This is a genomic window from Neptunomonas marina (assembly GCF_004005935.1).
In the GTDB taxonomy this organism is placed as follows: Bacteria; Pseudomonadota; Gammaproteobacteria; order Pseudomonadales; family Balneatricaceae; genus Neptunomonas; species Neptunomonas marina.
Genome location: NZ_SACQ01000001.1, coordinates 403,485 through 423,310, shown reverse-complemented (window position 1 = coordinate 423,310; position 19,826 = coordinate 403,485). Strand labels below are relative to the sequence as shown.

The 19,826-nt window shown below is 49.6% G+C and carries 19 protein-coding genes and 1 tRNA gene; 4 read left to right on the top strand and 16 right to left on the bottom strand.

Annotated features, from left to right (window positions below; genetic code table 11):
• Positions 1-3: 3 nt before the first annotated feature.
• Positions 4-2,226 carry an NADP-dependent isocitrate dehydrogenase gene (locus EOE65_RS01940; RefSeq protein ID WP_127692600.1) on the top strand — a complete coding sequence of 741 codons (2,223 nt, stop codon included), beginning with the start codon at positions 4-6 and terminating at the stop codon, positions 2,224-2,226.
• Between the two features lie 92 nt (positions 2,227-2,318).
• Here the strand turns inward: EOE65_RS01940 and EOE65_RS01935 are convergent, their stop codons facing one another.
• From EOE65_RS01935 to EOE65_RS01920, 4 genes are all read right to left on the bottom strand, one after another.
• Positions 2,319-3,503, bottom strand: a complete 1,185-nt coding sequence (locus EOE65_RS01935; protein WP_127692599.1) for a M20 aminoacylase family protein — start codon at positions 3,501-3,503, stop codon at positions 2,319-2,321.
• An 8-nt stretch (positions 3,504-3,511) separates the two neighbouring features.
• A complete protein-coding gene (locus tag EOE65_RS01930) occupies positions 3,512-4,126 on the bottom strand; it encodes a flavin reductase family protein (protein ID WP_127692598.1) in 615 nt (204 codons plus the stop codon).
• A gap of 143 nt (positions 4,127-4,269) precedes the next feature.
• The gene (locus tag EOE65_RS01925; protein WP_127692597.1) at positions 4,270-5,199 is read right to left on the bottom strand and encodes an electron transfer flavoprotein subunit alpha/FixB family protein; all 930 of its coding nucleotides are present in this window, start codon (positions 5,197-5,199) and stop codon (positions 4,270-4,272) included.
• On the bottom strand, positions 5,199-5,948 hold the full coding sequence (locus EOE65_RS01920) for an electron transfer flavoprotein subunit beta/FixA family protein (RefSeq protein WP_127692596.1): 750 nt from the start codon (positions 5,946-5,948) through the stop codon (positions 5,199-5,201). Before EOE65_RS01920 ends, EOE65_RS01925 begins: the two co-directional genes overlap by 1 nt.
• A 287-nt stretch (positions 5,949-6,235) precedes the next feature.
• Here EOE65_RS01920 and EOE65_RS01915 point away from each other — a divergent pair, with 287 nt between their 5' ends.
• The 3 genes from EOE65_RS01915 (at position 6,236) to EOE65_RS01905 (ending at position 9,482) form a co-directional block, all read left to right on the top strand.
• Positions 6,236-7,873, top strand: coding sequence for an electron transfer flavoprotein-ubiquinone oxidoreductase (locus EOE65_RS01915; RefSeq protein ID WP_206052611.1), 1,638 nt, complete (start codon positions 6,236-6,238; stop codon positions 7,871-7,873).
• 93 nt (positions 7,874-7,966) lie between these two features.
• Positions 7,967-8,323, top strand: coding sequence for an MGMT family protein (locus EOE65_RS01910; protein WP_240656898.1), 357 nt, complete (start codon positions 7,967-7,969; stop codon positions 8,321-8,323).
• Positions 8,324-8,375: 52 nt separating this feature from the next.
• Positions 8,376-9,482 carry a GGDEF domain-containing protein gene (locus tag EOE65_RS01905; RefSeq protein ID WP_127692594.1) on the top strand — a complete coding sequence of 369 codons (1,107 nt, stop codon included), beginning with the start codon at positions 8,376-8,378 and terminating at the stop codon, positions 9,480-9,482.
• Here the strand turns inward: EOE65_RS01905 and EOE65_RS01900 are convergent.
• From EOE65_RS01900 to EOE65_RS01845, 12 genes are all read right to left on the bottom strand, one after another.
• Complete coding sequence (locus EOE65_RS01900) at positions 9,479-10,033, bottom strand: hemerythrin domain-containing protein (protein ID WP_127692593.1); 555 nt, start codon at positions 10,031-10,033, stop codon at positions 9,479-9,481. The two genes, EOE65_RS01905 and EOE65_RS01900, sit on opposite strands and share 4 nt — an antisense overlap.
• Positions 10,034-10,138: 105 nt before the next feature.
• Entirely contained in the window at positions 10,139-10,741 is a 603-nt protein-coding gene (locus tag EOE65_RS01895) for an HAD family hydrolase (RefSeq protein WP_127692592.1), read from the bottom strand.
• Complete coding sequence (locus tag EOE65_RS01890; protein WP_240656897.1) at positions 10,738-11,541, bottom strand: AlbA family DNA-binding domain-containing protein; 804 nt, start codon at positions 11,539-11,541, stop codon at positions 10,738-10,740. Before EOE65_RS01890 ends, EOE65_RS01895 begins: the two co-directional genes overlap by 4 nt.
• A 132-nt stretch (positions 11,542-11,673) precedes the next feature.
• On the bottom strand, positions 11,674-12,060 hold the full coding sequence (locus tag EOE65_RS01885) for a hypothetical protein (RefSeq protein ID WP_127692591.1): 387 nt from the start codon (positions 12,058-12,060) through the stop codon (positions 11,674-11,676).
• Positions 12,061-12,146: 86 nt separating this feature from the next.
• On the bottom strand, positions 12,147-14,774 hold the full coding sequence (gene pepN, locus EOE65_RS01880; protein WP_127692590.1) for an aminopeptidase N: 2,628 nt from the start codon (positions 14,772-14,774) through the stop codon (positions 12,147-12,149).
• A 12-nt stretch (positions 14,775-14,786) separates the two neighbouring features.
• Positions 14,787-15,617 (bottom strand): DUF2797 domain-containing protein, encoded by an 831-nt coding sequence (locus EOE65_RS01875; protein ID WP_127692589.1) that lies wholly within the window; start codon positions 15,615-15,617, stop codon positions 14,787-14,789.
• Positions 15,618-15,626: 9 nt separating this feature from the next.
• A complete protein-coding gene (locus tag EOE65_RS01870; RefSeq protein WP_127692588.1) occupies positions 15,627-15,893 on the bottom strand; it encodes a YeaC family protein in 267 nt (88 codons plus the stop codon).
• Positions 15,894-15,939: 46 nt separating this feature from the next.
• A complete protein-coding gene (locus tag EOE65_RS01865; protein ID WP_127692587.1) occupies positions 15,940-16,779 on the bottom strand; it encodes a rhomboid family intramembrane serine protease in 840 nt (279 codons plus the stop codon).
• Between the two features lie 18 nt (positions 16,780-16,797).
• Positions 16,798-17,781 carry a metallophosphoesterase gene (locus EOE65_RS01860; RefSeq protein ID WP_127692586.1) on the bottom strand — a complete coding sequence of 328 codons (984 nt, stop codon included), beginning with the start codon at positions 17,779-17,781 and terminating at the stop codon, positions 16,798-16,800.
• A gap of 1 nt (position 17,782) precedes the next feature.
• Positions 17,783-18,664 (bottom strand): NAD(+) kinase, encoded by an 882-nt coding sequence (locus tag EOE65_RS01855; RefSeq protein ID WP_127692585.1) that lies wholly within the window; start codon positions 18,662-18,664, stop codon positions 17,783-17,785.
• A gap of 63 nt (positions 18,665-18,727) precedes the next feature.
• Entirely contained in the window at positions 18,728-19,627 is a 900-nt protein-coding gene (locus EOE65_RS01850) for a 1-aminocyclopropane-1-carboxylate deaminase/D-cysteine desulfhydrase (RefSeq protein WP_164846991.1), read from the bottom strand.
• Between the two features lie 95 nt (positions 19,628-19,722).
• A tRNA-Val gene (locus EOE65_RS01845) sits at positions 19,723-19,798 on the bottom strand.
• Between the last annotated feature and the right edge of the window lie 28 nt (positions 19,799-19,826).

Here is a 19,826-nt window from a genome sequence, read left to right as displayed (position 1 = left end):
AAAATGACTACAAAACAAACGATTTACTACACGCTAACAGATGAAGCGCCATCTCTAGCGACCTGTTCTTTACTACCTATCGTACGTGCGTTCACATCGGCTGCGGATATCGATATCAAAATCACTGATATCTCTTTGGCTGGACGTATCCTTGCCAGCTTCCCCGATAACCTAAACGATGACCAGAAAGTTGAAGACGGTCTAGCGTTCCTTGGCAACCTCACTCAGGATCCAGATGCGAACATCATCAAACTGCCAAACATCAGTGCATCTGTACCGCAGTTGAAGGCTTGTATCGCAGAATTGCAATCTCAAGGTTACGACATCCCTGACTTCCCAGAAGATCCTCAAAGCGAAGCAGACAAAGAGATCCAAGCGCGCTACTCCAAGATCTTAGGTTCTGCAGTAAACCCAGTTCTACGTGAAGGTAACTCTGACCGCCGTGCACCGGGTGCTGTAAAAGCATACGCTCGCAAGTTCCCACACTCGATGGGCAAGTGGAGCCAAGCATCGCAAACGCACGCTGATTACATGCGTAACGGCGACTTCTTCTCTAGCGAGCAATCAATCACCATGAGCGATGCAGGCTCTGTTCGCATTGAGTACGTTGACCCACAAGGCAACGTTGAAGTGAAGAAAGAACTGCCGCTTGAGAAAGGTGAAGTACTAGACAGCATGCGCATGAGCTGCAAAGAGCTGCGTGATTTCTTCGAAGCCTCTATGCAAGATGCAAAAGATACGGGTGTTATGTGGTCCCTACACGTGAAAGCGACCATGATGAAGGTCTCTCACCCGATCGTATTTGGTCACGCTGTGACTGTTTTCTACAAAGAGCTGTTCGAAAAACACGGCGAACTCTTTGAAGAACTGGGTGTGAACCCGAACAATGGTATCGGTAGCGTATACGACAAAATCGCATCATTACCACGCTCTAAGCGTGAAGAGATCGAAGAGGATATCCACGCGTGCTACGAGCACCGTCCAAAGCTTGCAATGGTAGATTCTGCGAAAGGTATCACTAACTTGCACGTACCTTCTGACGTGATCGTCGATGCTTCTATGCCAGCGATGATTCGTAACGGCGGTAAGATGTGGGATGCTAATGGCCAAACAGCAGATACCAAAGCTGTTATGCCTGAATCAACTTACGCTCGCATCTACCAAGAGATGATTAACTTCTGCAAAACAAATGGCGCATTCGACCCAACAACGATGGGTACTGTACCAAACGTTGGTTTGATGGCGAAAAAAGCAGAAGAGTACGGTTCACACGACAAAACGTACGAGTGCAAAGCAGGCACAATGCGCGTTGTAGCTCAGGACGGTACAGTTCTGATGTCTCACGAAGTGGCTGATGGCGATATCTGGCGTGCTTGCCAAACGAAAGATGAGCCTGTCCGTGACTGGGTGAAACTTGCCGTGACTCGTTCGCGCCTATCTAATACGCCAGCTATTTTCTGGTTAGATTCAGAGCGTGCGCATGATATGGAACTGAAAAAGAAAGTCGAGGCGTGCTTGCAAGAACACGATACTGACGGTCTTGATATCCACATCATGTCATACAATGAAGCGATCCGTTTCTCTATGGAACGCCAGATCCGTGGCCTAGATACAATTTCTGTTACCGGTAACGTTCTGCGTGACTACCTGACTGACCTGTTCCCAATTATGGAACTAGGTACATCAGCGAAAATGCTATCTATCGTGCCTATGCTGAAAGGCGGCGGTATGTACGAAACTGGCGCAGGCGGTTCTGCTCCGAAGCACGTACAGCAGGTAGAAGAGGAAAACCACCTGCGTTGGGATTCTTTAGGTGAATTCCTAGCTCTGGCGGTATCTCTTGAAGATGTAGGCATCAAAAAAGACAACCAGAAGGCCGCAATCCTGGCGAAGACTTTGGATGCAGCAACAGGCAAATTGCTGGAAAACAACAAGTCTCCTTCTCGCAAAACGGGTGAACTAGACAACCGTGGTAGCCACTTCTACCTAGGTCTGTACTGGGCACAAGAAGTTGCAGCTCAAACAGAAGACGAAGAACTTGCTGCACACTTTGCAACCCTTGCGAAGACTCTGGCTGACAACGAAGAGAAGATCGTTGCTGAACTAGCGGACTGCCAAGGCAAGCCTGCTGAGCTAGACGGCTACTATCATGCTAATCGTGAAACAGTGAAGCGTGTAATGCGTCCATCCGCGACATTGAATGCAGCACTGGCGGCTATCGCCTAAGGCGTCTCATATAAACGGCAGCACATGTGTGCTGCCAAATAAAAAGCCCAAGCCATATAGCTTGGGCTTTTTTGTACCCACAACATATCAACTCAGCGTGATAGCAACTGATCTATCAGCGCAACCCAGTAACTGGCGCCTAACGCCAGCACATCATCATTAAAATCATAATAGGGGTTATGTAAGCCTCGAAAGCCCTCCTGATCGCCGTTGCCAATCCATATGTATGCCCCCGGACGCTCTTGCAGCATAAACGCGAAGTCTTCCGCCCCCATACTCGGTGGCATATCAGTCAAAACCTGATCTGGCGAAACAAGGCTTAAGCACGCGGTCTCAGCCACGGTCGCCTCTTGTGCTGTGTTCACCGTCGCGGGGTAACCGGCCCGATATGTCACCGTTGCTTTAGCACCAAACGCTTCGCAAATATGATGTGCCTGCTTCTGAATTAGTCTCTCTAACTGATGCTTTACTTCAGGGCAGAACGAGCGACAGGTGCCCGTCAACGTGACAGATTCAGGAATGACGTTATACGCTTCACCGCCGCGCATTGTCGTTACACTTAATACCGCCGACTTCAGTGGATCGGTTTGTCGGGACACCGCCGTTTGAAGCGCAATGATAACTTGAGCGGCAACCACCACTGGATCAACCCCCAAGTGCGGCATCGCCGCATGTCCGCCCTGCCCCTCAATAACAATATCAAACGAGTCGGTTGATGCCATCACAGCGCCACTGTGCACCGCGAAAGCACCTGCTGCCAAACCAGGCCAGTTATGCATACCAAACACTTGGGTGGCTGGAAAGCGCTCAAAGAGCCCATCGCGTATCATGGCACGGGCACCAGCCTTGCCCTCTTCAGCAGGTTGAAAAATAAAACAGACCTTACCCGTAAATGTGGGATTTTCAGCGAGGTGCTTTGCGGCACCTAAGAGCATCGCGGTATGGCCGTCATGACCACAAGCATGCATCTTTCCGTCACGACAAGAGCGATGCTCAAACTCATTTAGCTCACATAAATCCAGTGCATCCATATCGGCACGCAACGCTATCATCTCATCACCACCGCGCTCACCTTGAAGCACAGCAACAACGCCAGTCCGACCCAAACCACAGGTAACATCGAGCCCAAAACTGGTTAATAGTTGAGCAATACGCTCACTGGTTCTCACCTCTTCATAAGCTGTTTCTGGGTGTCGATGAATATCTCGCCGCCACGAGATCATCTCTTGGTGCAGCGCAGAACCTTGCTTGATCGCCCATGATTGCTGAGTATCCATAACCACTCCTACTTAGGGCGCGCAACCGATAGCGTGTTGCCAAAGATTTGATATTCAGAGCCACCCAAGCGGCCCAGCGGTTTAAGTTGGTCAGCCATGACCTTCATCCGGCCTTGTGCGTCTTCTGCAAGAACGTGATCATCAATCCAGATCGACTCAATCTGACCAAAAATTAAGTTCTGATCCAACGCCCCCATCGTCTGTGTGTTATGTAGTTTGCAAGCCATGGCGATTTTTGGACCGACGAGACGCGGCAAAGCAAAACCCGCTTCGCTCACTGTTTGTAAGCCACATAAGTCAACCTCTGATTGGTCCCGCGGTAACGTTTTTGAGCTAAGCGTAACCGCTTCAGCAAGCTGCTCATCAGCGATATGAATCACAAACTGCTTCTGTTCGATAATGTTCAGAAATGTATCCTTCTCTTCACCCGACGGTTTTTTACCAACCGAGATCATTATCAGCGGTGGATCACTGCAAACAGCTGTAAAGTATGAGAAAGGCGCAAGGTTCAAAGCGCCTTGGACTGACTCAGATAGCACCCACGCAATCGGCCTTGGCACGAGCGTTTGCGTCATCGTGTGATAGACCGAGGCTTTATCCATCTCGTTAAGGTCAAGAATCACGTGTACATCTCCTTGGTGGTTCGTTGAGGTACCATCCTAGCGAATTCGCACCATAAAAAAAGCCCGGCAAAGCCGGGCTACAAGCAAGAAAATGGTGCATCACACACCAAAGGCAAAAGCCATGTTTTAATCGATCATTCCGATTAAAGCTGTTTCTCCAACTCAGGGAGAACATCAAACAGATCAGCAACCAAGCCGTAATCAGCAACTTGGAAGATTGGTGCTTCTTCATCCTTGTTGATAGCAACAATGATCTTTGAATCTTTCATACCCGCAAGGTGCTGGATAGCGCCCGAGATACCTACCGCAACATACAGTTCTGGTGCAACGATCTTACCAGTTTGACCTACTTGCATATCGTTCGGTACAAAGCCTGCATCAACCGCTGCACGCGAGGCACCTACTGCAGCACCAAGCTTGTCTGCAACCGCGTCAATAAGAGCGAAGTTTTCACCGCTACCCATACCACGGCCACCAGAGACAACGACTTTAGCAGCGGTCAGCTCTGGGCGATCAGATACAGCCATCTCTTCGCCTACAAAGCTAGAAACACCCGCATCGTGCGTAGAACCAACAGCCTCAACCGCAGCGCTACCACCTTCTGCAGCAGCGGCATCAAAGCCAGTCGTACGTACTGTGATAACTTTGATCGCGTCTAAAGATTGAACAGTTGCAATAGCGTTGCCCGCATAAATTGGACGATCAAACGTATCTGCAGATTCAACACGCGTAATATCAGACACTTGAGCTACATCTAGCAGTGCAGCAACACGTGGCATGAAGTTCTTACCCGACGTTGTTGCAGGTGCAACCACATGGCTGTAGTCCTTACCCAATTCAGCAACAAGCAAAGAAACGTTCTCAGCTAATTGGTGTGCATACGCTGCGCTGTCTGCAACCAATACTTTGTCAACGCCTGCGACTTTTGCAGCTTGATCCGCTGCTGCTTGGCAACCTTCACCTGCAACTAAGACGTGGATATCGCCACCCATCTGTGTCGCCGCTGTAACAGTATTTAACGTTGCACCTTTCAGTGATGCATTGTCATGTTCTGCAATTACTAAGATAGCCATTAGATCACCTTCGCTTCGTTCTTCAGTTTGTCGACCAGCTCTTCAACAGACGCTACTTTGATACCCGCTTGGCGCTCAGCCGGCGGTGTTACTTTCAGTACTTTCGTGTGGGAAGTAACTTCAACGCCTAGATCCGCTGGTGTCTTAACATCCAATGGTTTCTTCTTCGCTTTCATGATGTTAGGCAGTGATGCATAACGCGGCTCATTCAAGCGTAAATCTGTTGTTACAATCGCTGGCAGTGCCAGTTCAACTGTCTGCAAACCGCCATCAACTTCACGTGTTACCTGCGCTTTGCCACCTTCCACTTTCACTTCTGAAGCGAAAGTACCTTGGCCGTAACCTGTTAATGCAGCAAGCATCTGGCCAGTCTGGTTATTATCTGTATCGATCGCCTGCTTACCCATCACGATGAGGTCAGGCTGCTCTTCTTCAACTACCTTTTTAAGCAGCTTAGCCACGGTGAGTGACTCAAGTACTTCGTCAGATTCCACGTGGATCGCACGATCGGCACCGAGTGCTAATGCTGTGCGGAGCTGCTCTTGGCAGTTCTTTGCTCCGAGAGACACAGCAACCACTTCCGTTGCCACGCCAGCTTCTTTTAGGCGAACCGCTTCTTCTACCGCGATCTCACAGAACGGGTTCATCGCCATTTTAACGTTGCTCAAATCAACGTCGCTGTTATCGGACTTCACACGCACTTTTACGTTGTAGTCGATGACGCGTTTGACTGTTACCAGCACTTTCATTGCGTTTACCTTTCTTTCTTATTCGGCGTTATTTTGGAATCCTGCGCGAGCACAGAAATAAGTAATTTCCCTTATATTACGTATTCAGCTTCGATATTCAAGCATTTAGCGCTATCCGAAAGTTGTATTTTGACTCAGACCCATTTCAATAAATAAGGGAATTCACTTATAATCAAATCCAAGTCATTGATCGAATAACAAAAAGTCACAGCTTTTCCTATCGCACTAGTGACGATATCAAAGCAACAGACAAGAGCAAGGGGAGATTGATTGTGGAACGTGAATCGATGGAGTTTGATGTTGTCATCGTCGGTGCAGGGCCTGCGGGCCTCTCGGCAGCTTGCCGACTCATGCAACAAGCTAATGCAGCTGAACAAGAGCTGACCGTTTGTGTCGTAGAAAAAGGCTCAGAAGTGGGCGCACATATCTTATCGGGTGCGGTGATTGAATCACGCGCCCTAGATGAACTCTTCCCCGATTGGAAAGAGCGCGGTGCCCCTCTAAATACCCCGGTCACCGAAGATGAACTCTACCTGCTAAAAGACGGGGAAAGCGCAAAGAAACTGCCCAATGCACTGATTCCCAAAACCATGCACAACGAAGGTAACTATATTGTTAGCTTAGGGAATGTGACACGCTGGTTGGGTGAGCAGGCTGAATCCCTCGGTGTTGAGATCTTCCCAGGCTTTGCCGCATCGGAAGTGCTATACCACGACGATGGCAGCGTTAAGGGGATCGCGACCGGTGATATGGGCATTGGTGCGGATGGCAGCGAGAAAGACAGCTACATGCCCGGCATGGAGCTGCATGCCAAGTACACCTTGTTTGCTGAGGGCTGTCGTGGCCACTTGGGTAAACAGCTCTACAGCCAATTCGAATTGGATAAAGACGCCGATGCACAACACTATGGCATCGGTATTAAAGAACTATGGGATATCGATCCTGCTAAGCACAAGCCGGGTTTAGTCGTGCACGGCTCTGGCTGGCCGTTATCAGGGGGCACCAGCGGTGGTTTCTTCCTCTATCATACGGATGATAACCAAGTGGTGGTGGGGCTGATTGTGGATCTGAACTATGCCAACCCATACATCAGTCCGTTTGATGAGTTCCAGCGCCTTAAGCATCACCCGGTACTAAAGCAACACCTTGAGGGCGGCAAGCGCGTCTCTTACGGTGCGCGTGCAATCGCGAAAGGCGGTTTCAATGCGTTACCTGAGATGGTCTTCCCCGGCGGTCTGCTGATCGGTTGTAATGCCGGTACGCTGAACTTTGCCAAGATCAAAGGGACGCACACCGCGATGAAGTCTGGCATGTTAGCCGCCGAGAGCGTCTTTGCCGCGCTGCAAGCCGGTTGCACCGGTGGTAAGAAACTCGACAGCTTCAACACGGCATTCAAAGACTCGTGGTTGTATGAAGAGCTATACCGCACACGTAACTTTGGACCGGCGATGCATAAGTTTGGGCCGTTCTTGGGCGGTGCGTTCAACTTTATCGACCAAAATATCTTTGGCGGCAAGCTACCGATCACTTTGCGTGATAACCACGAAGACTACGCGCAGATGCGCCCGGCATCGGAATTTACACCCATCGCGTACCCCAAACCGGATGGCGTCTTGAGCTTTGATAAGCTCAGCTCGGTTTTCCTCTCCAACACGAACCATGAAGAGGACCAACCGTGCCACTTGACACTAAAAGACCCGAGCGTTCCGTTGGCGAAAAATCTGCCAACTTACGCGGAACCGGCACAACGTTACTGCCCAGCGGGTGTGTATGAAGTGGTAGAGGATGACGCCGGCCAACCGAGCTTCCAGATCAATGCTCAGAACTGCGTCCACTGCAAAACCTGTGACATCAAAGACCCAGCACAGAATATTGTTTGGGTGACCCCTGAGGGCACAGGCGGACCTAACTATCCGAATATGTAACCTCTATTAAGGCCCCTCTGGGGCCTTTTTTATTTATACCGATTTATTGATCCAAATAACTAAGCGTTACTACACACACTTCACGTCAATCTCATGTATATTGGTATCAGTAGCAGCCAGCATACTTACATTTACACAATGACTGAGCCAACACGCCAAGAAGCGATTTACACTGCCATTGCCCATATCCCAGAGGGCAAAGTAGCCACTTATGGACAGATAGCTAAGCTTGCTGGTTTTCCCAGAGGCGCAAGATTGGTTGGTCAAGCGTTAAGGCAGCTCCCGGCCAAAAGCACGATTCCATGGCACCGCGTGATCAATGCACAGGGACAACTATCCTTTCCTAAAGCATCGGCGAAGTATCACGAGCAATATGCTCGCCTTCAAGCAGAAGATGTTGCCTTCAACGGAGGGAAGATCAATTTGACCCAGTTTCAATGGGATATCTAGTAGATGATCACAAAACCAGATGACCGTTGCGCCAGCCGACTAGGTAAACATGATGGATAGGAAGCTACTCGAATTAGAGAATGCTGAGCTCAAACGCCAGCGACGCATTGACCTGATCCAAGCAGAGCAAAACGAGACACTGCTCAATCAGTTTTTTGAGGTTGAGCTCGAGCTACTGGCCTGCAACCGCCTCTGTGAGCTAGTCGATATCCTGCTCAATAAGTTTCGTGACACCTTCCGGCTATCGTCCGTTACGCTGTTTCTCTTCGATCCAGAGCATATCGCGGCAGACCTACTCAGCGAGCTAGGGCATCAAGAGCGAAAGCGGGTGTACTTTCAGCCCGACCTGCGTTTATTGCGCCAACTTCATCCACATGAACAATTAGCCTTCGGCGAAGTCGACAACGATATTCGTAAAATCGTTTTTCCTGACCACCCTTACATTCTTAGTGCAGCTCGCATGCCGCTGGTACGGCAGAACTGCTTGATCGGCTGCTTGAACCTTGGCTCACAGGATATTGCTAGGTACACAGCAGATATTCGCTACACGTACCTGTCTCACCTGATGTCGGTTATCGCGGTGTGTATCGAAAACTGCATGACACGCGAGCACCTGCATCGTATCAGCATCATCGATATGCTCACTAGCGTGCACAATCGCAGAGCCTTTGATAAGGAAATCTTGCGAGAAGTTGCCCGCGCCAACCGAGTTGGCGAGCCACTTAGTTGTTTATTTATCGATATTGATCATTTTAAGAAGATCAACGACGTATATGGCCATCAAACCGGTGACAGAGTCCTGCGTACACTAGGGAAGCTGTTAAAAGGAACGCTACGAAAAACAGATTTCGTTGCACGCTATGGTGGCGAAGAGTTTTCCATCTTGCTTCCCAGCTGTGCTGAAGAGCAAGCGATGATGGTGGCAGAAAACCTGCGTACGCAACTTGCCAAGGAGATCCTGCGCAGCGTAGAGGGCGCGCCATTTCGTATTACCGCCTCAATCGGGTGCGCCAGCTACCAGCCGCTCATGACACTAAGCCAAAAAGACCACCAGCAACACGCGCATGTTTTGCTGCGTACTGCTGATGAAGCCTTATATCAAGCGAAGCATGCGGGCCGAAACCGCACACAAAGCAAACCCCTGCCTGCTGCAAATTAAGCGCTTTGCTCAATGTCATCCAGCAACTGCTGATAGAGATCTCGATACTCGTCCGCTAACCGTGCGCCGAATAGCGGGTCATTAACCGCAGGTGCGAGCGCACTCGCGTGCTCCCAATCAGGATCTGTGGCCACATCGCGTATCAGCGGAAATACCGCAATCTCTTCCATACGCATGTGGGACTTTTCGTTTTCAACAAATAACTCCAAGTGGGCAATAAATTCATCCATCGGAATCACAGCGTCGTTTAAAATATCATCAATAACACTGAGCAGTTTCTCAGCATTACCTCTTAACTCAACATGCTGAGCCTCGCACTCTAACAAAGCTTGATCAAGTTGCTCGTCCCGGCCTTTGAAGTGCGCGTAAATCTTGTCTTCTCGTGGATGGTGGTGTTCTTCTGCGTAGTTTGCGATGTAGTCAATCACATCAGCCATCAGGTTGAAGTTAGGATGATGACCACTTTTGAGCTTGATGATCTTGCGATCCAATATCTCTAGTAAGCGCCCCAGATTGACGTGGTCCCGCTGTAGCTCGTCGATAACTGTCATATCGATGCCTCCGCACTGTTTTAAGACCTTTGGTAGGTGCCTATTCACCTACCCTGCTAATGCAGACTTACGCTGGGCCCCATTCACCGTAAGCTTCACAACAGCTTACACACTCAGCGACAACTCATGGAGTGACCTAAATCTATAATCTGTCACTTTAGGCCAGTTTCGGCTGGTATCTGCATCAACGTGAATCGTTCTACATTCGGCTGCTCGCCCAGCGTTAAGATCATGGATAAAATCACCAACCATGAGCACATCCCCAGCGCCAACTCGCCACGCTTGTAATATCTTTTGAATGCCTTCTGGACTGGGTTTTGGCGCAGCCTCATTACGTCCTAAGACCATTTCTGGCGCAAAGAGATCCCCAATACCGATAGAATCTAGCGACATCAACGCAAAGTCACGCGTATTACGGGTGAGTATCGCAAACATACAATCACGCTCCGCTAGCCGTGAAAATAGCGCTTCTAGCCCCTCGGCCGGTGCCGCTTGCAGCGCATAAAAGTGCTCTAACTCATCTAGTCGCTTGGACTTTTCGATCCGCTCTGCCGACGGTAACCCGTCGATATAATCCAAAATATCTTCGCTCTCAGGTATCGCTAACTCACGACGAATATGGTCAAAATCATGGACAGCTTTTGTCAGCGTGCCATCAAGATCAAAGATCCAATGGCTACAGCGACGTAAAAAATCAGGTTGGCTCATTCAGCATTCTCGCGAATTATCGTTAACAACTGGTCGACTTTATGCTCAAGACTTATGAGGCGCTCGTCACGCTGATGTGTAAACGAGTCCTCTAAAAGAAAGCGTTCAAGCTTATCGAGACTGTCTTGGCTATCTTTTAGGGTTTGCAGCAGATTGCGTGAGCGCTTTTTGGTGCTATCCGTTAGGCCCTGCAATCTTCCTAGAGTACGCTGGAGCTGATCATCCAGATCATGTATGTGATCTGCGACTGCCATAATATCGCCGCTCAGGGACTGGTTGATTCCGCCCACTTGCGCCTCCAACTCTGCGACAGCATGCCGAAAACGCGATAGAAATTTGTCGCCCTCTCGATCCATAAAGATCAGCAGCAACTCTTCAGGAAATAGCGCCCGATTACGGCCGTCAGCTCTAATCGAATACATACCTCGTGGCGAGGCATAGGGTTTTAAACGCCCGGAAGGGACTTCAACACGGAAGATAGGCTTTGCCTTGAGGTTCTCGATATAGATTTGGACATCGATATTAGGGGAGCAATCGGTGGCTTTGTTGATTAGCATTAAGCGGGCATTATCATCGACCGAACACCCCACTACCTTACCACGCTGCAAACCATCTTTTGATGTGTACTCATCGACACCAATAAGAATCGTTCCGCCATGCTCGGCGTTCGCAAATGCCACCAGATCGATACTCTTAACACCAGATGCGTCGCGCTTAAAGTCGAGATTATCCGCCTCAGCCGTCGCAAGCATCATACGCGTGCGTTTAGTGAGACCTTGGTACTCTTTTTTTATCGGCACAAATACGTCCTCCTACCTGACGTGAGACGCACGTAGACATTCATAGTACCAATATCAAAGAAGCAAACAAACGGAGCGAGCTTTCGCCCTAGAAAGAAAGAGCCAGCATATTAGCTGGCTCAGGAGACATACTTATTTGTATACCGCGTCATCGAACGGGTCGATTGGGTTATCTAGCATCTGATCATCGCGGAAATAGAGCACGCGCCCCTCAAGCTTGAGACCTTTTGTGGCAAACCAGCGCTGCGTATCCTCTTTGCCCTCTTCAGCGTTACCAAACTTCATAGACGCCGAAACGATACGATAAAAATATAAACCAAATAGCGCTGCTGCAGCGCCCAAGAAGAAGTCAGACGCAAGCGCAAAAAATAGCGCGATAACGCCAACGATCCAAACACGGCTCGACTTAGCAGCTTTTACTACCTCATTCGTACCATCATACTGATCTTGAAACTTAAGATAGCGACGAAAATTTTGCTGGATATTAAACTTGTCTTCAGATGAAAGCTTACGGTCCATCAGCACACCTTTAATTAACATTATTATTGATCAAACACTTATAGCGATCTGTAAGACTAACAGATCGCTGTTAAAGTTCTAACTTACTAAATACTCTTACTCACTACTTCATATACATCGCGCGAGAGTTCCGCGCTATCCATAATTCGTTGTAGCTGGTCACGCATCAGCTGCTGGCGTGTCTCATCATAACGCTTCCACTTGGTCAGTGGGGCCACTAAGCGAGACGCAATTTGCGGATTAAGTTCATTCAATGCGACCACTTGATCGGCCAAGAAGCGATACCCACTGCCATCTTTCGCATGAAAATTAACCGGGTTCTGTCCACAAAAAGCCCCAATCAGACTGCGTACTTTGTTGGGGTTTTTCATGTTGAAAGCTTCATGCTGCATCAATGCTTCAACTTGGCTAAGCGCACCCGGACACGGATTGCTTGCCTGTACTGCCAGCCAGCTGTTTACCACTAAAGATTCTTGGCTCCAACGGCTGTAAAATTGGCTTAACATCGCTGGCGCAGCGTCTTGATAGTTAGAATGAACAACGAGCGCCAACGCCGCCTGCTCGTCCGTCATATTATCAGCATCTGAGAACTGCTGCTGAGCCAGCGCCAAATATTCTGGTTTTCCAGCCCTTAGCAGGTAGCTCAGGCATAGATTTTTCAGCATCCGTTGCGCAACTTGCTCAGCACTCGGTTGGTAAGCGACATCAATCAGACAGCGCTTATACGCTTGGCTAAACTCCGCTTCTAGTGCGCAGGCCAGTGCATTCATAGCGAACTCACGCGCCGCATGAATAGCATCCACGTCGATCTGCGTAGAGAGCTCACCAAGATAAGCTTGCGATGGCAAAGTTAACACTTTGGCAACCATCGCCGGATCAAGCGTAGTATCGTTCAATACCGCGCGGTAAGCCCCAACTAATGCGTCAGATAGGATGAGCTCTCTTCCTGCCTGATAGTCAGCAATTAGCGCCTGTAAGATGATAACCCCAAGCTTTTGTGCCGCTTCCCAACGGTTAAAGCCATCGCTATCGTGCTGCATTAAAAACACAAGCTCCGCTTGGCTGTATGCGTAATTGAGTTTTACGGGCGCCGAAAAACCTCGCAACAGAGACGGCACTGGCTTTTGGGGAATACCTGTAAAGGTGAAAGTCTGCTCAGACTCCGTAAGCTCAAGCGTCACGGTCGTTGCACCGTTTTCAAGCGGCATATCCGTGCCTTCGGGAGACAATAACCCCACTTGCAGCGGGATATGGAAAGGAGCCTTCTCGCTTGCTTCTGGCGTTGGAGGGCAAGACTGCTTAACACGCAAACGGTAAACAGATTCGCTTGGATCGTACTCATCAGTGATATCAAGAACCGGTGTGCCAGCTTGGCTATACCAGCGCTTGAACTGCGTGAGATCCCGCCCAGACGCCGCTTCCATCGCCGCTACAAAATCGTCCGTTGTCACCGCTTGACCGTCATGACGCTCAAAATACAGATCACTGCCCGCTCGGAACTGATCAGGGCCCAGCAGGGTATGTATCATCCGCACAACTTCAGCGCCCTTCTCGTAAACCGTCATGGTGTAGAAGTTGGAGATCTCGATAAACGAAGCGGGCCTTACGGGATGGGCCATTGGGCCAGCATCTTCCGAAAACTGTGCAGTACGCAGTAGCTGAACATCTTCGACGCGCTTAACCGTGCGCGAGTTCATATCAGCTGAGAACTCCGCATCGCGAAAAACGGTAAAGCCCTCTTTCAAACTGAGCTGAAACCAATCGCGGCAAGTGACGCGGTTACCTGACCAGTTATGGAAGTACTCATGCGCAACCACGGCTTCAACACGTTGAAAGCCCGCATCGGTCGTTGTTTTCTGACTCGCTAGAACACAGGAGGTGTTAAAAACATTCAACCCCTTGTTTTCCATCGCCCCCATGTTGAAGAAGTCGACCGCAACGATCATATAGATCTCAAGGTCGTATTCACGGCCATACACCTGCTCATCCCAGCGCATTGACGCTTTCAGCGATGTCATCGCATGGTCGAGCTTGTCTAAGTCCTTCTCTTCAGCAAACAGGCGCAACGCTACTTGTTTGCCGCTGGCCGTCGTGAAAGTATCTTCAATGTGCTTGAGATCACCCGCGACGAGGGCAAACAGATACGCAGGCTTGGGAAATGGATCCTCCCACGTAACCCAATGGCGGCCGTCTGAATCATCTCCTTCAGCGACAGGGTTGCCGTTAGAGAGCAATACCGGAAAGCGTGCTTTATCCGCCACAACGGTTGTTGTAAAAACAGACATAACGTCTGGGCGGTCTAAATAATAGGTAATACGGCGAAAGCCCTCTGCTTCGCATTGCGTACAGTAGACGCCATCCGATAGGTACAGCCCTTCTAACGCAGTGTTTTTTGCTGGGTCAATTTCAACAACCGACTCCAAGATAAACTGATCAGGAACTTCCGCAATCGTCAACGTGCCAGCGTCGATGCTGTAATCTTTTGCCGTTAAAACTTGCCCATCAACTGCAAGACGACAAAGTCGCAGGGACTCATCACCGTGCATCAACAAACCACGCGGTTTGACTTGGCACTCGGGGTTACGCGTCAGGCGCAACTCAGCTTTTACGAGTGTGCGATCATCTTCTAGCTCGAAACGTAGTTGTGTCGACTCAATTAAAAAAGGTGGTACTTGATAGTCTTTTAGATAGATAACAGATGGAGTGGTAGACATGAAAAGCGACCCTTAATCTGCGCTCAGCTCAACGTGATAGGCGGTGAATTTACGAATATTGATAACACCGGTATCGAGAATAAGATACTGCCCCTTGATACCTAATAATGTGCCCTCAGCGACTGGCGTTTTGTCTAAATTATGCGTTACGACTTTAGTAGGATACTGAACCACCGGGTAAGTAATGTCCAGTACTTCACCATCCTTAAGTGGTTGAACTTGATCCTCCCCCGACTCACTACGCACCGCTTGCAGTGCATCAGCGGCAGCATCAAACAGCTGGTCACGCACCTCGGTTAGCGAAACAGGCTCAACGGCGCCCTTGAGCATATTGCGCCAATTGGTACGGTCAGTGATGTGCTCACGCAAAGCCGCCTCGATCAACCCAGACTGACGGCGCGTTGCCACATGGAAGATGGGTAGTGCTTGAATCGCACCTTGATCAATCCAACGCGTGGGTACCTGCGTGCCGCGTGTAATGCCAACTTTGGCACCGGAAGAGTTGGACAGATAAACAACATGGGGCACAAAGCAGTGCTGCTCTCCCCATCCTGAGTCACGACACGTTCCTGCTGCAAAATGGCACTTTTCAGGGCTCATGATACAGACATCACATTGCGGGAGTTTTTTAAAGCAGGGGTAGCAGAAACCCTGGCTGAAGCTCTTCTTTGTCTTGCGACCGCAGTGAGTGCAGTTGATCTCACCGAGATAGCTTAACTTGATACGCTTATCTAGCAGCGTGTTCATATCAATAATCGCGCCACCCAGCTCCAACTGGTAACGCACGGGCGTATCAAGCTGGGTGCGCATTTTACTCAGCGCACCCTGTCCAAGTATTGGCATGACCTGCCCTTAGTTGTCAGTGATGATTTTTAAAACGTCCGGCTCGAGAGGATCTCGGCCATGCTGGGTACCATCCGGACGAGTACGATCGATGTAACCGGTACGCTCGGCTTCTGGAAGGTTTTGCTGATCATAAGCGATAACAGCACGTAAGCAGATACCACGCTGCTCTTCGCTCAGTTTTTCGCCATTGGGCCACTTACCGAGTTCCACTGCTGTGCGTAACGCTCGATGCATCTCAGGCGTCATCGCTTTTAACATCTCTTCGTAAGTCAAAGCTATGCTCCTCAATTAAACTGGACGCTCATTCTAACAGAATAATCTAGCGCCACTTAGCAAAACGGCGCACCACCGGCACCGCGAGCAAACCTGCAACTAAGCCCACCAGATGAGCGGTATTCGCGATCGAACCAAAGCCAATTGCCGAAAGCAGCCCCGTGTAACCTAGCACTAACCAAAACGCCATAAAAATCATGATCGCAGGAGGAAAGCCAAAATACCGTTCTCCGGCGAGCTTGTCCCACAACCATGTGTAGGCAAATACCGCGAATACAACCCCCGACATCCCGCCAAACATCGGCCCAGATACCCAAAATTGGGCAATGTTCGAGATGATGCTAGCAAACAGGAAGATGAACCCAAGTGCCCAAGGGCCTTGGAGCCGCTCGATGCGCCTGCCAACAACCCATATCCATAATGAGTTAAACAAAATATGAGGCAGGTTAAAGTGCATGAAAGCAGGGGTAACAAGCCGCCACCACTCCAAGCTAAACAGCGTTTCGGACAACGGGGCAAATAAGATGGCGGTTCTCGTGATTTGGAACTCTGTAATTGTGAGCCAGTGCATTAACGCATAGCGCTGGCCAAAGTCGATACCCAGTGTGATCAGAGCGCTTAGGGCGATCAAGCTGATACTGAGCGGGTAGTCGAGTAGGTTAATACGGTGCCTTAACGGCTGGCGTACCTTGACCTCAGACAGATCAACTCCACGACGCCACTGCTCGAATATATAACGCACCTGCTCAACTTGGCTGGCATTAGGGACCCAGAGCACCTGTCGCTCACCATCATAAGTGATTCGGTGTGGGATTTCGTTATCCCATAAAAATGCTGCAAAGTCAGTCAGATCAATCGCGCCTGACGCTTCAAAAACTCGTATCACAAATACATCCTATGGAGCCTAGATTGGGCTGCGCACTTCCGCACTCACATCAACCCAGATAAATTTATCTGCGCTCAACTGCGCTTCAAAGTCATAACGATAGGCGACGAGCTTGCCGTATTTAACAGCGCTGTAGTCGAGACAAGCGATATTTGGCGTAAGTGGCTTAGGTTCACCCTCGCACCAATAGTGGCCAATAAATAACGTCTTTTCACCGCGTCCATAATAGATCAGATCACGTTTGTTTTGTTCCGTGAGCGGCATACGAGCAACATGCTCAGGCAGTGGATCGGGCTGGAAAACAACATCAATATAACGCGACGGCTGATTAGCCCAAAATTTTGTGCGGAAAAACTTACGCTTAAAGCCATCGCGGCTAATCATGACCTCATCGTTGGGCAAGCGCAGGTGTGTACCGCGCAAAATCCGATCCATAAACACCCACTCAAAGGAGTCTGGCACGGCGGCGCGGTGCAGAATTTCATCATTCATTCGGTTGTCATCGTAGCGCGCTTTAAACTCGTCAATTAGCTCTTGATGCCAACACGCATGGACCACTCGAAATTGCTCAAACTCAAGAAATAGCGGCATCTGCTTGATCCAATCAAGGTATGCGCTTTTATCGGCTGGATAAGGATCGAGCTGTTGTAGCGATTCTTGCAAGATTCGGCGATGGCGCTGTGTATGCGCCCGCAGGTAAGACTTACCATCGCTAATGTTACGGCTCGGTGTACAGTAGCTAAGCAAGTTAAACTCATGATTTCCCATAACAATATGAGCGTATCCCGCTTGAACCATATCATGAGCTATCTCTAATACTTCGCGCACATAGGGCCCGCGATCAACGAGATCACCAATAAAGATAACCTTCCTGCGTGGGTGTTGATAAACACCGTTACGCTTACTGTAGCCCAACCGAGAGAGCAGCATACGCAGACTAACACCGCAGCCATGCACATCGCCTATCAGATCGTAACCCTCTACCGACTCTCTAACAATCACACTACTCTCCTAGCTTTGTACCCCAGCCTAATTTCTCTCGACAAGTGCTGTAAAAGTCATAATCAAGAGGGTGGAGAAGTTTCAGCTTATGCGGTTTCTTGTGGATCGTGATCACATCGCCAGGGGCTAAGCTAAAATCGATCTGACCATCGCAAGAGACGGTTGGGTAGGTCTTGTTATCCTCTGATATCACCAACTTAAGCTCACTATTCCCATCTACCACGATCGGTCGACTTGTCAGCGTATGAGGAAACATTGGTACCAGAACAATAGCATCTAGCTTAGGATGCATAATCGGGCCACCACCTGACAGCGCATATGCGGTCGAACCCGTTGGTGTTGATACGATCAAACCATCTGACTTTTGTTTGTATACGAACTGGCCTTCAATATAGAGCTCAAACTGAATCATACGAGTCGCTTTACCGGGGTGAAGCACGCAATCATTTAAGGCAGTTCCCTCACCGAGTGGCTCGCCACCACGGCGCACCGTAAGATCCAGCAGAAAGCGAGTTTCCACCATATACTTGCCTTCTAGCACCTCAGCCACACGCGTTTCAATTTCGTGTGGTGCGATGTCGGTTAAGAAACCTAGGTTACCGCGGTTAACACCCAGCACAGGCACATGATTTTTCGCCAGTGAGCGCGCAGCACCCAGCAAGCTACCATCTCCACCCACAACGATAACCAGATCACACATTTCACCCATCGACTTTTGGCGGCAAACTTGCTGCCCATGACCCGGCATCAGCTCGGCGATGCTTTCATCGAGAATCGTATGAATGTCTCGATCATGCAGAAAGCGGATGAGAGTTTTCAAAGTGTCGATAACCGCCTTACTGCCCAAGCGACCAATAAGTCCAACATTGCGAAAATGATCCATGATCTGTCCTGTCTTTATTCTTTAATGCCGAGAGACTACATCATTGCATGATAATGAAACTTTTCAAGGACTTAGCTCAAATGAGCGTGCCCCTTGTAAGCCACCCGTGTGCAACAACAAAATTTTTGACTGCGGGAGGTAACACCCCGCTTCGACTCTTTCCAGAAAGCGACGCAGCATTTTCGAGGTATAGATCGGATCTAATGGAGTGGCAAAGCGCTCCTCCAACTCCCGCCACAAAGCCAAGTGCTCCGACGAGACTTTTCCGTAGCCTCCATAATGCGCTTCTAAATCCAACTCCCAGCTTGATAAGCCTGAGATACTGGGTAATAGCCGTTTGATATCATCCCGAAGAAAGCTGGCACCCTTCAAAACAGGATAACCCTCTACGCGTACTGAAGGTCCTGCCCCAGCAATAACACCAGCGATAGTTCCTCCGGTGCCTGTGGCCACACAGATTACATCGGGAGACTGCCTATCCATGGTTAATGTCGGCACAACCTCTGCAACACCTTGAACAGCGAGCGTATTCGAGCCACCCTCTGGAATGACCGTCGCTCCAAACCGCTCTGATAACCGCTGACAATACTCAGCCGAATAACGCTCTCGATACTCTTTTCGGTTAACGAACACCAACTGCATGCCCCACTTGGCAGCATCGGACAGGGTATGGTTACTCACCGGCTCACCACGGATAACACCTACGGTCTCGATACCCAGCTGCCTTCCCGTCCAAGCCAGTGCATGAATGTGGTTTGAAAACGGCCCACCAAAGCTGACTACTCGGTTAACGCCATGCCGCTGAGCGTGAATTAGATTGTACTTCAGTTTAAACCACTTATTGCCACTCACCTCGGGGTGCACTAGATCTAAACGTGCCATTCTGACATCGAGACAATGCTTGCGGAATAAAGAGTCCTGTAGAGGAGTGATGGGTATTTCGGGTGTGGACGTAGCAAACAAAGGCAGATCTCCGGCAACATTTCACCATCGTAGCAGACAAAACAATCTGAAGAGTAAGTGGATAGTGTGGAGATAGTATTTTAGGAGAGGCATTGTGGTGGGCGTGGAGAGGTTCGAACTCCCGACATTCGCCTTGTAAGGGCGACGCTCTCCCAACTGAGCTACACGCCCACAATGCAGTGGCTTATTTTTTATCCTG

What these genes read in the sequence shown, in the direction of transcription:
- EOE65_RS01940 (WP_127692600.1), top strand. Translation starts at nt 4, where the DNA reads ATGACTACAAAACAAACGATTTACTACACGCTAACAGATGAAGCGCCA.
- EOE65_RS01905 (WP_127692594.1), top strand. Translation starts at nt 8,376, where the DNA reads ATGGATAGGAAGCTACTCGAATTAGAGAATGCTGAGCTCAAACGCCAG.
- EOE65_RS01925 (WP_127692597.1), bottom strand. Translation starts at nt 5,199, where the DNA reads ATGGCTATCTTAGTAATTGCAGAACATGACAATGCATCACTGAAAGGT.
- EOE65_RS01910 (WP_240656898.1), top strand. Translation starts at nt 7,967, where the DNA reads ATGTATATTGGTATCAGTAGCAGCCAGCATACTTACATTTACACAATG.
- EOE65_RS01895 (WP_127692592.1), bottom strand. Translation starts at nt 10,741, where the DNA reads ATGAGCCAACCTGATTTTTTACGTCGCTGTAGCCATTGGATCTTTGAT.
- EOE65_RS01855 (WP_127692585.1), bottom strand. Translation starts at nt 18,664, where the DNA reads ATGGATCATTTTCGCAATGTTGGACTTATTGGTCGCTTGGGCAGTAAG.
- EOE65_RS01885 (WP_127692591.1), bottom strand. Translation starts at nt 12,060, where the DNA reads ATGGACCGTAAGCTTTCATCTGAAGACAAGTTTAATATCCAGCAAAAT.
- EOE65_RS01935 (WP_127692599.1), bottom strand. Translation starts at nt 3,503, where the DNA reads ATGGATACTCAGCAATCATGGGCGATCAAGCAAGGTTCTGCGCTGCAC.
- EOE65_RS01920 (WP_127692596.1), bottom strand. Translation starts at nt 5,948, where the DNA reads ATGAAAGTGCTGGTAACAGTCAAACGCGTCATCGACTACAACGTAAAA.
- EOE65_RS01900 (WP_127692593.1), bottom strand. Translation starts at nt 10,033, where the DNA reads ATGACAGTTATCGACGAGCTACAGCGGGACCACGTCAATCTGGGGCGC.
- EOE65_RS01915 (WP_206052611.1), top strand. Translation starts at nt 6,236, where the DNA reads ATGGAGTTTGATGTTGTCATCGTCGGTGCAGGGCCTGCGGGCCTCTCG.
- EOE65_RS01875 (WP_127692589.1), bottom strand. Translation starts at nt 15,617, where the DNA reads ATGCCAATACTTGGACAGGGTGCGCTGAGTAAAATGCGCACCCAGCTT.
- pepN (WP_127692590.1), bottom strand. Translation starts at nt 14,774, where the DNA reads ATGTCTACCACTCCATCTGTTATCTATCTAAAAGACTATCAAGTACCA.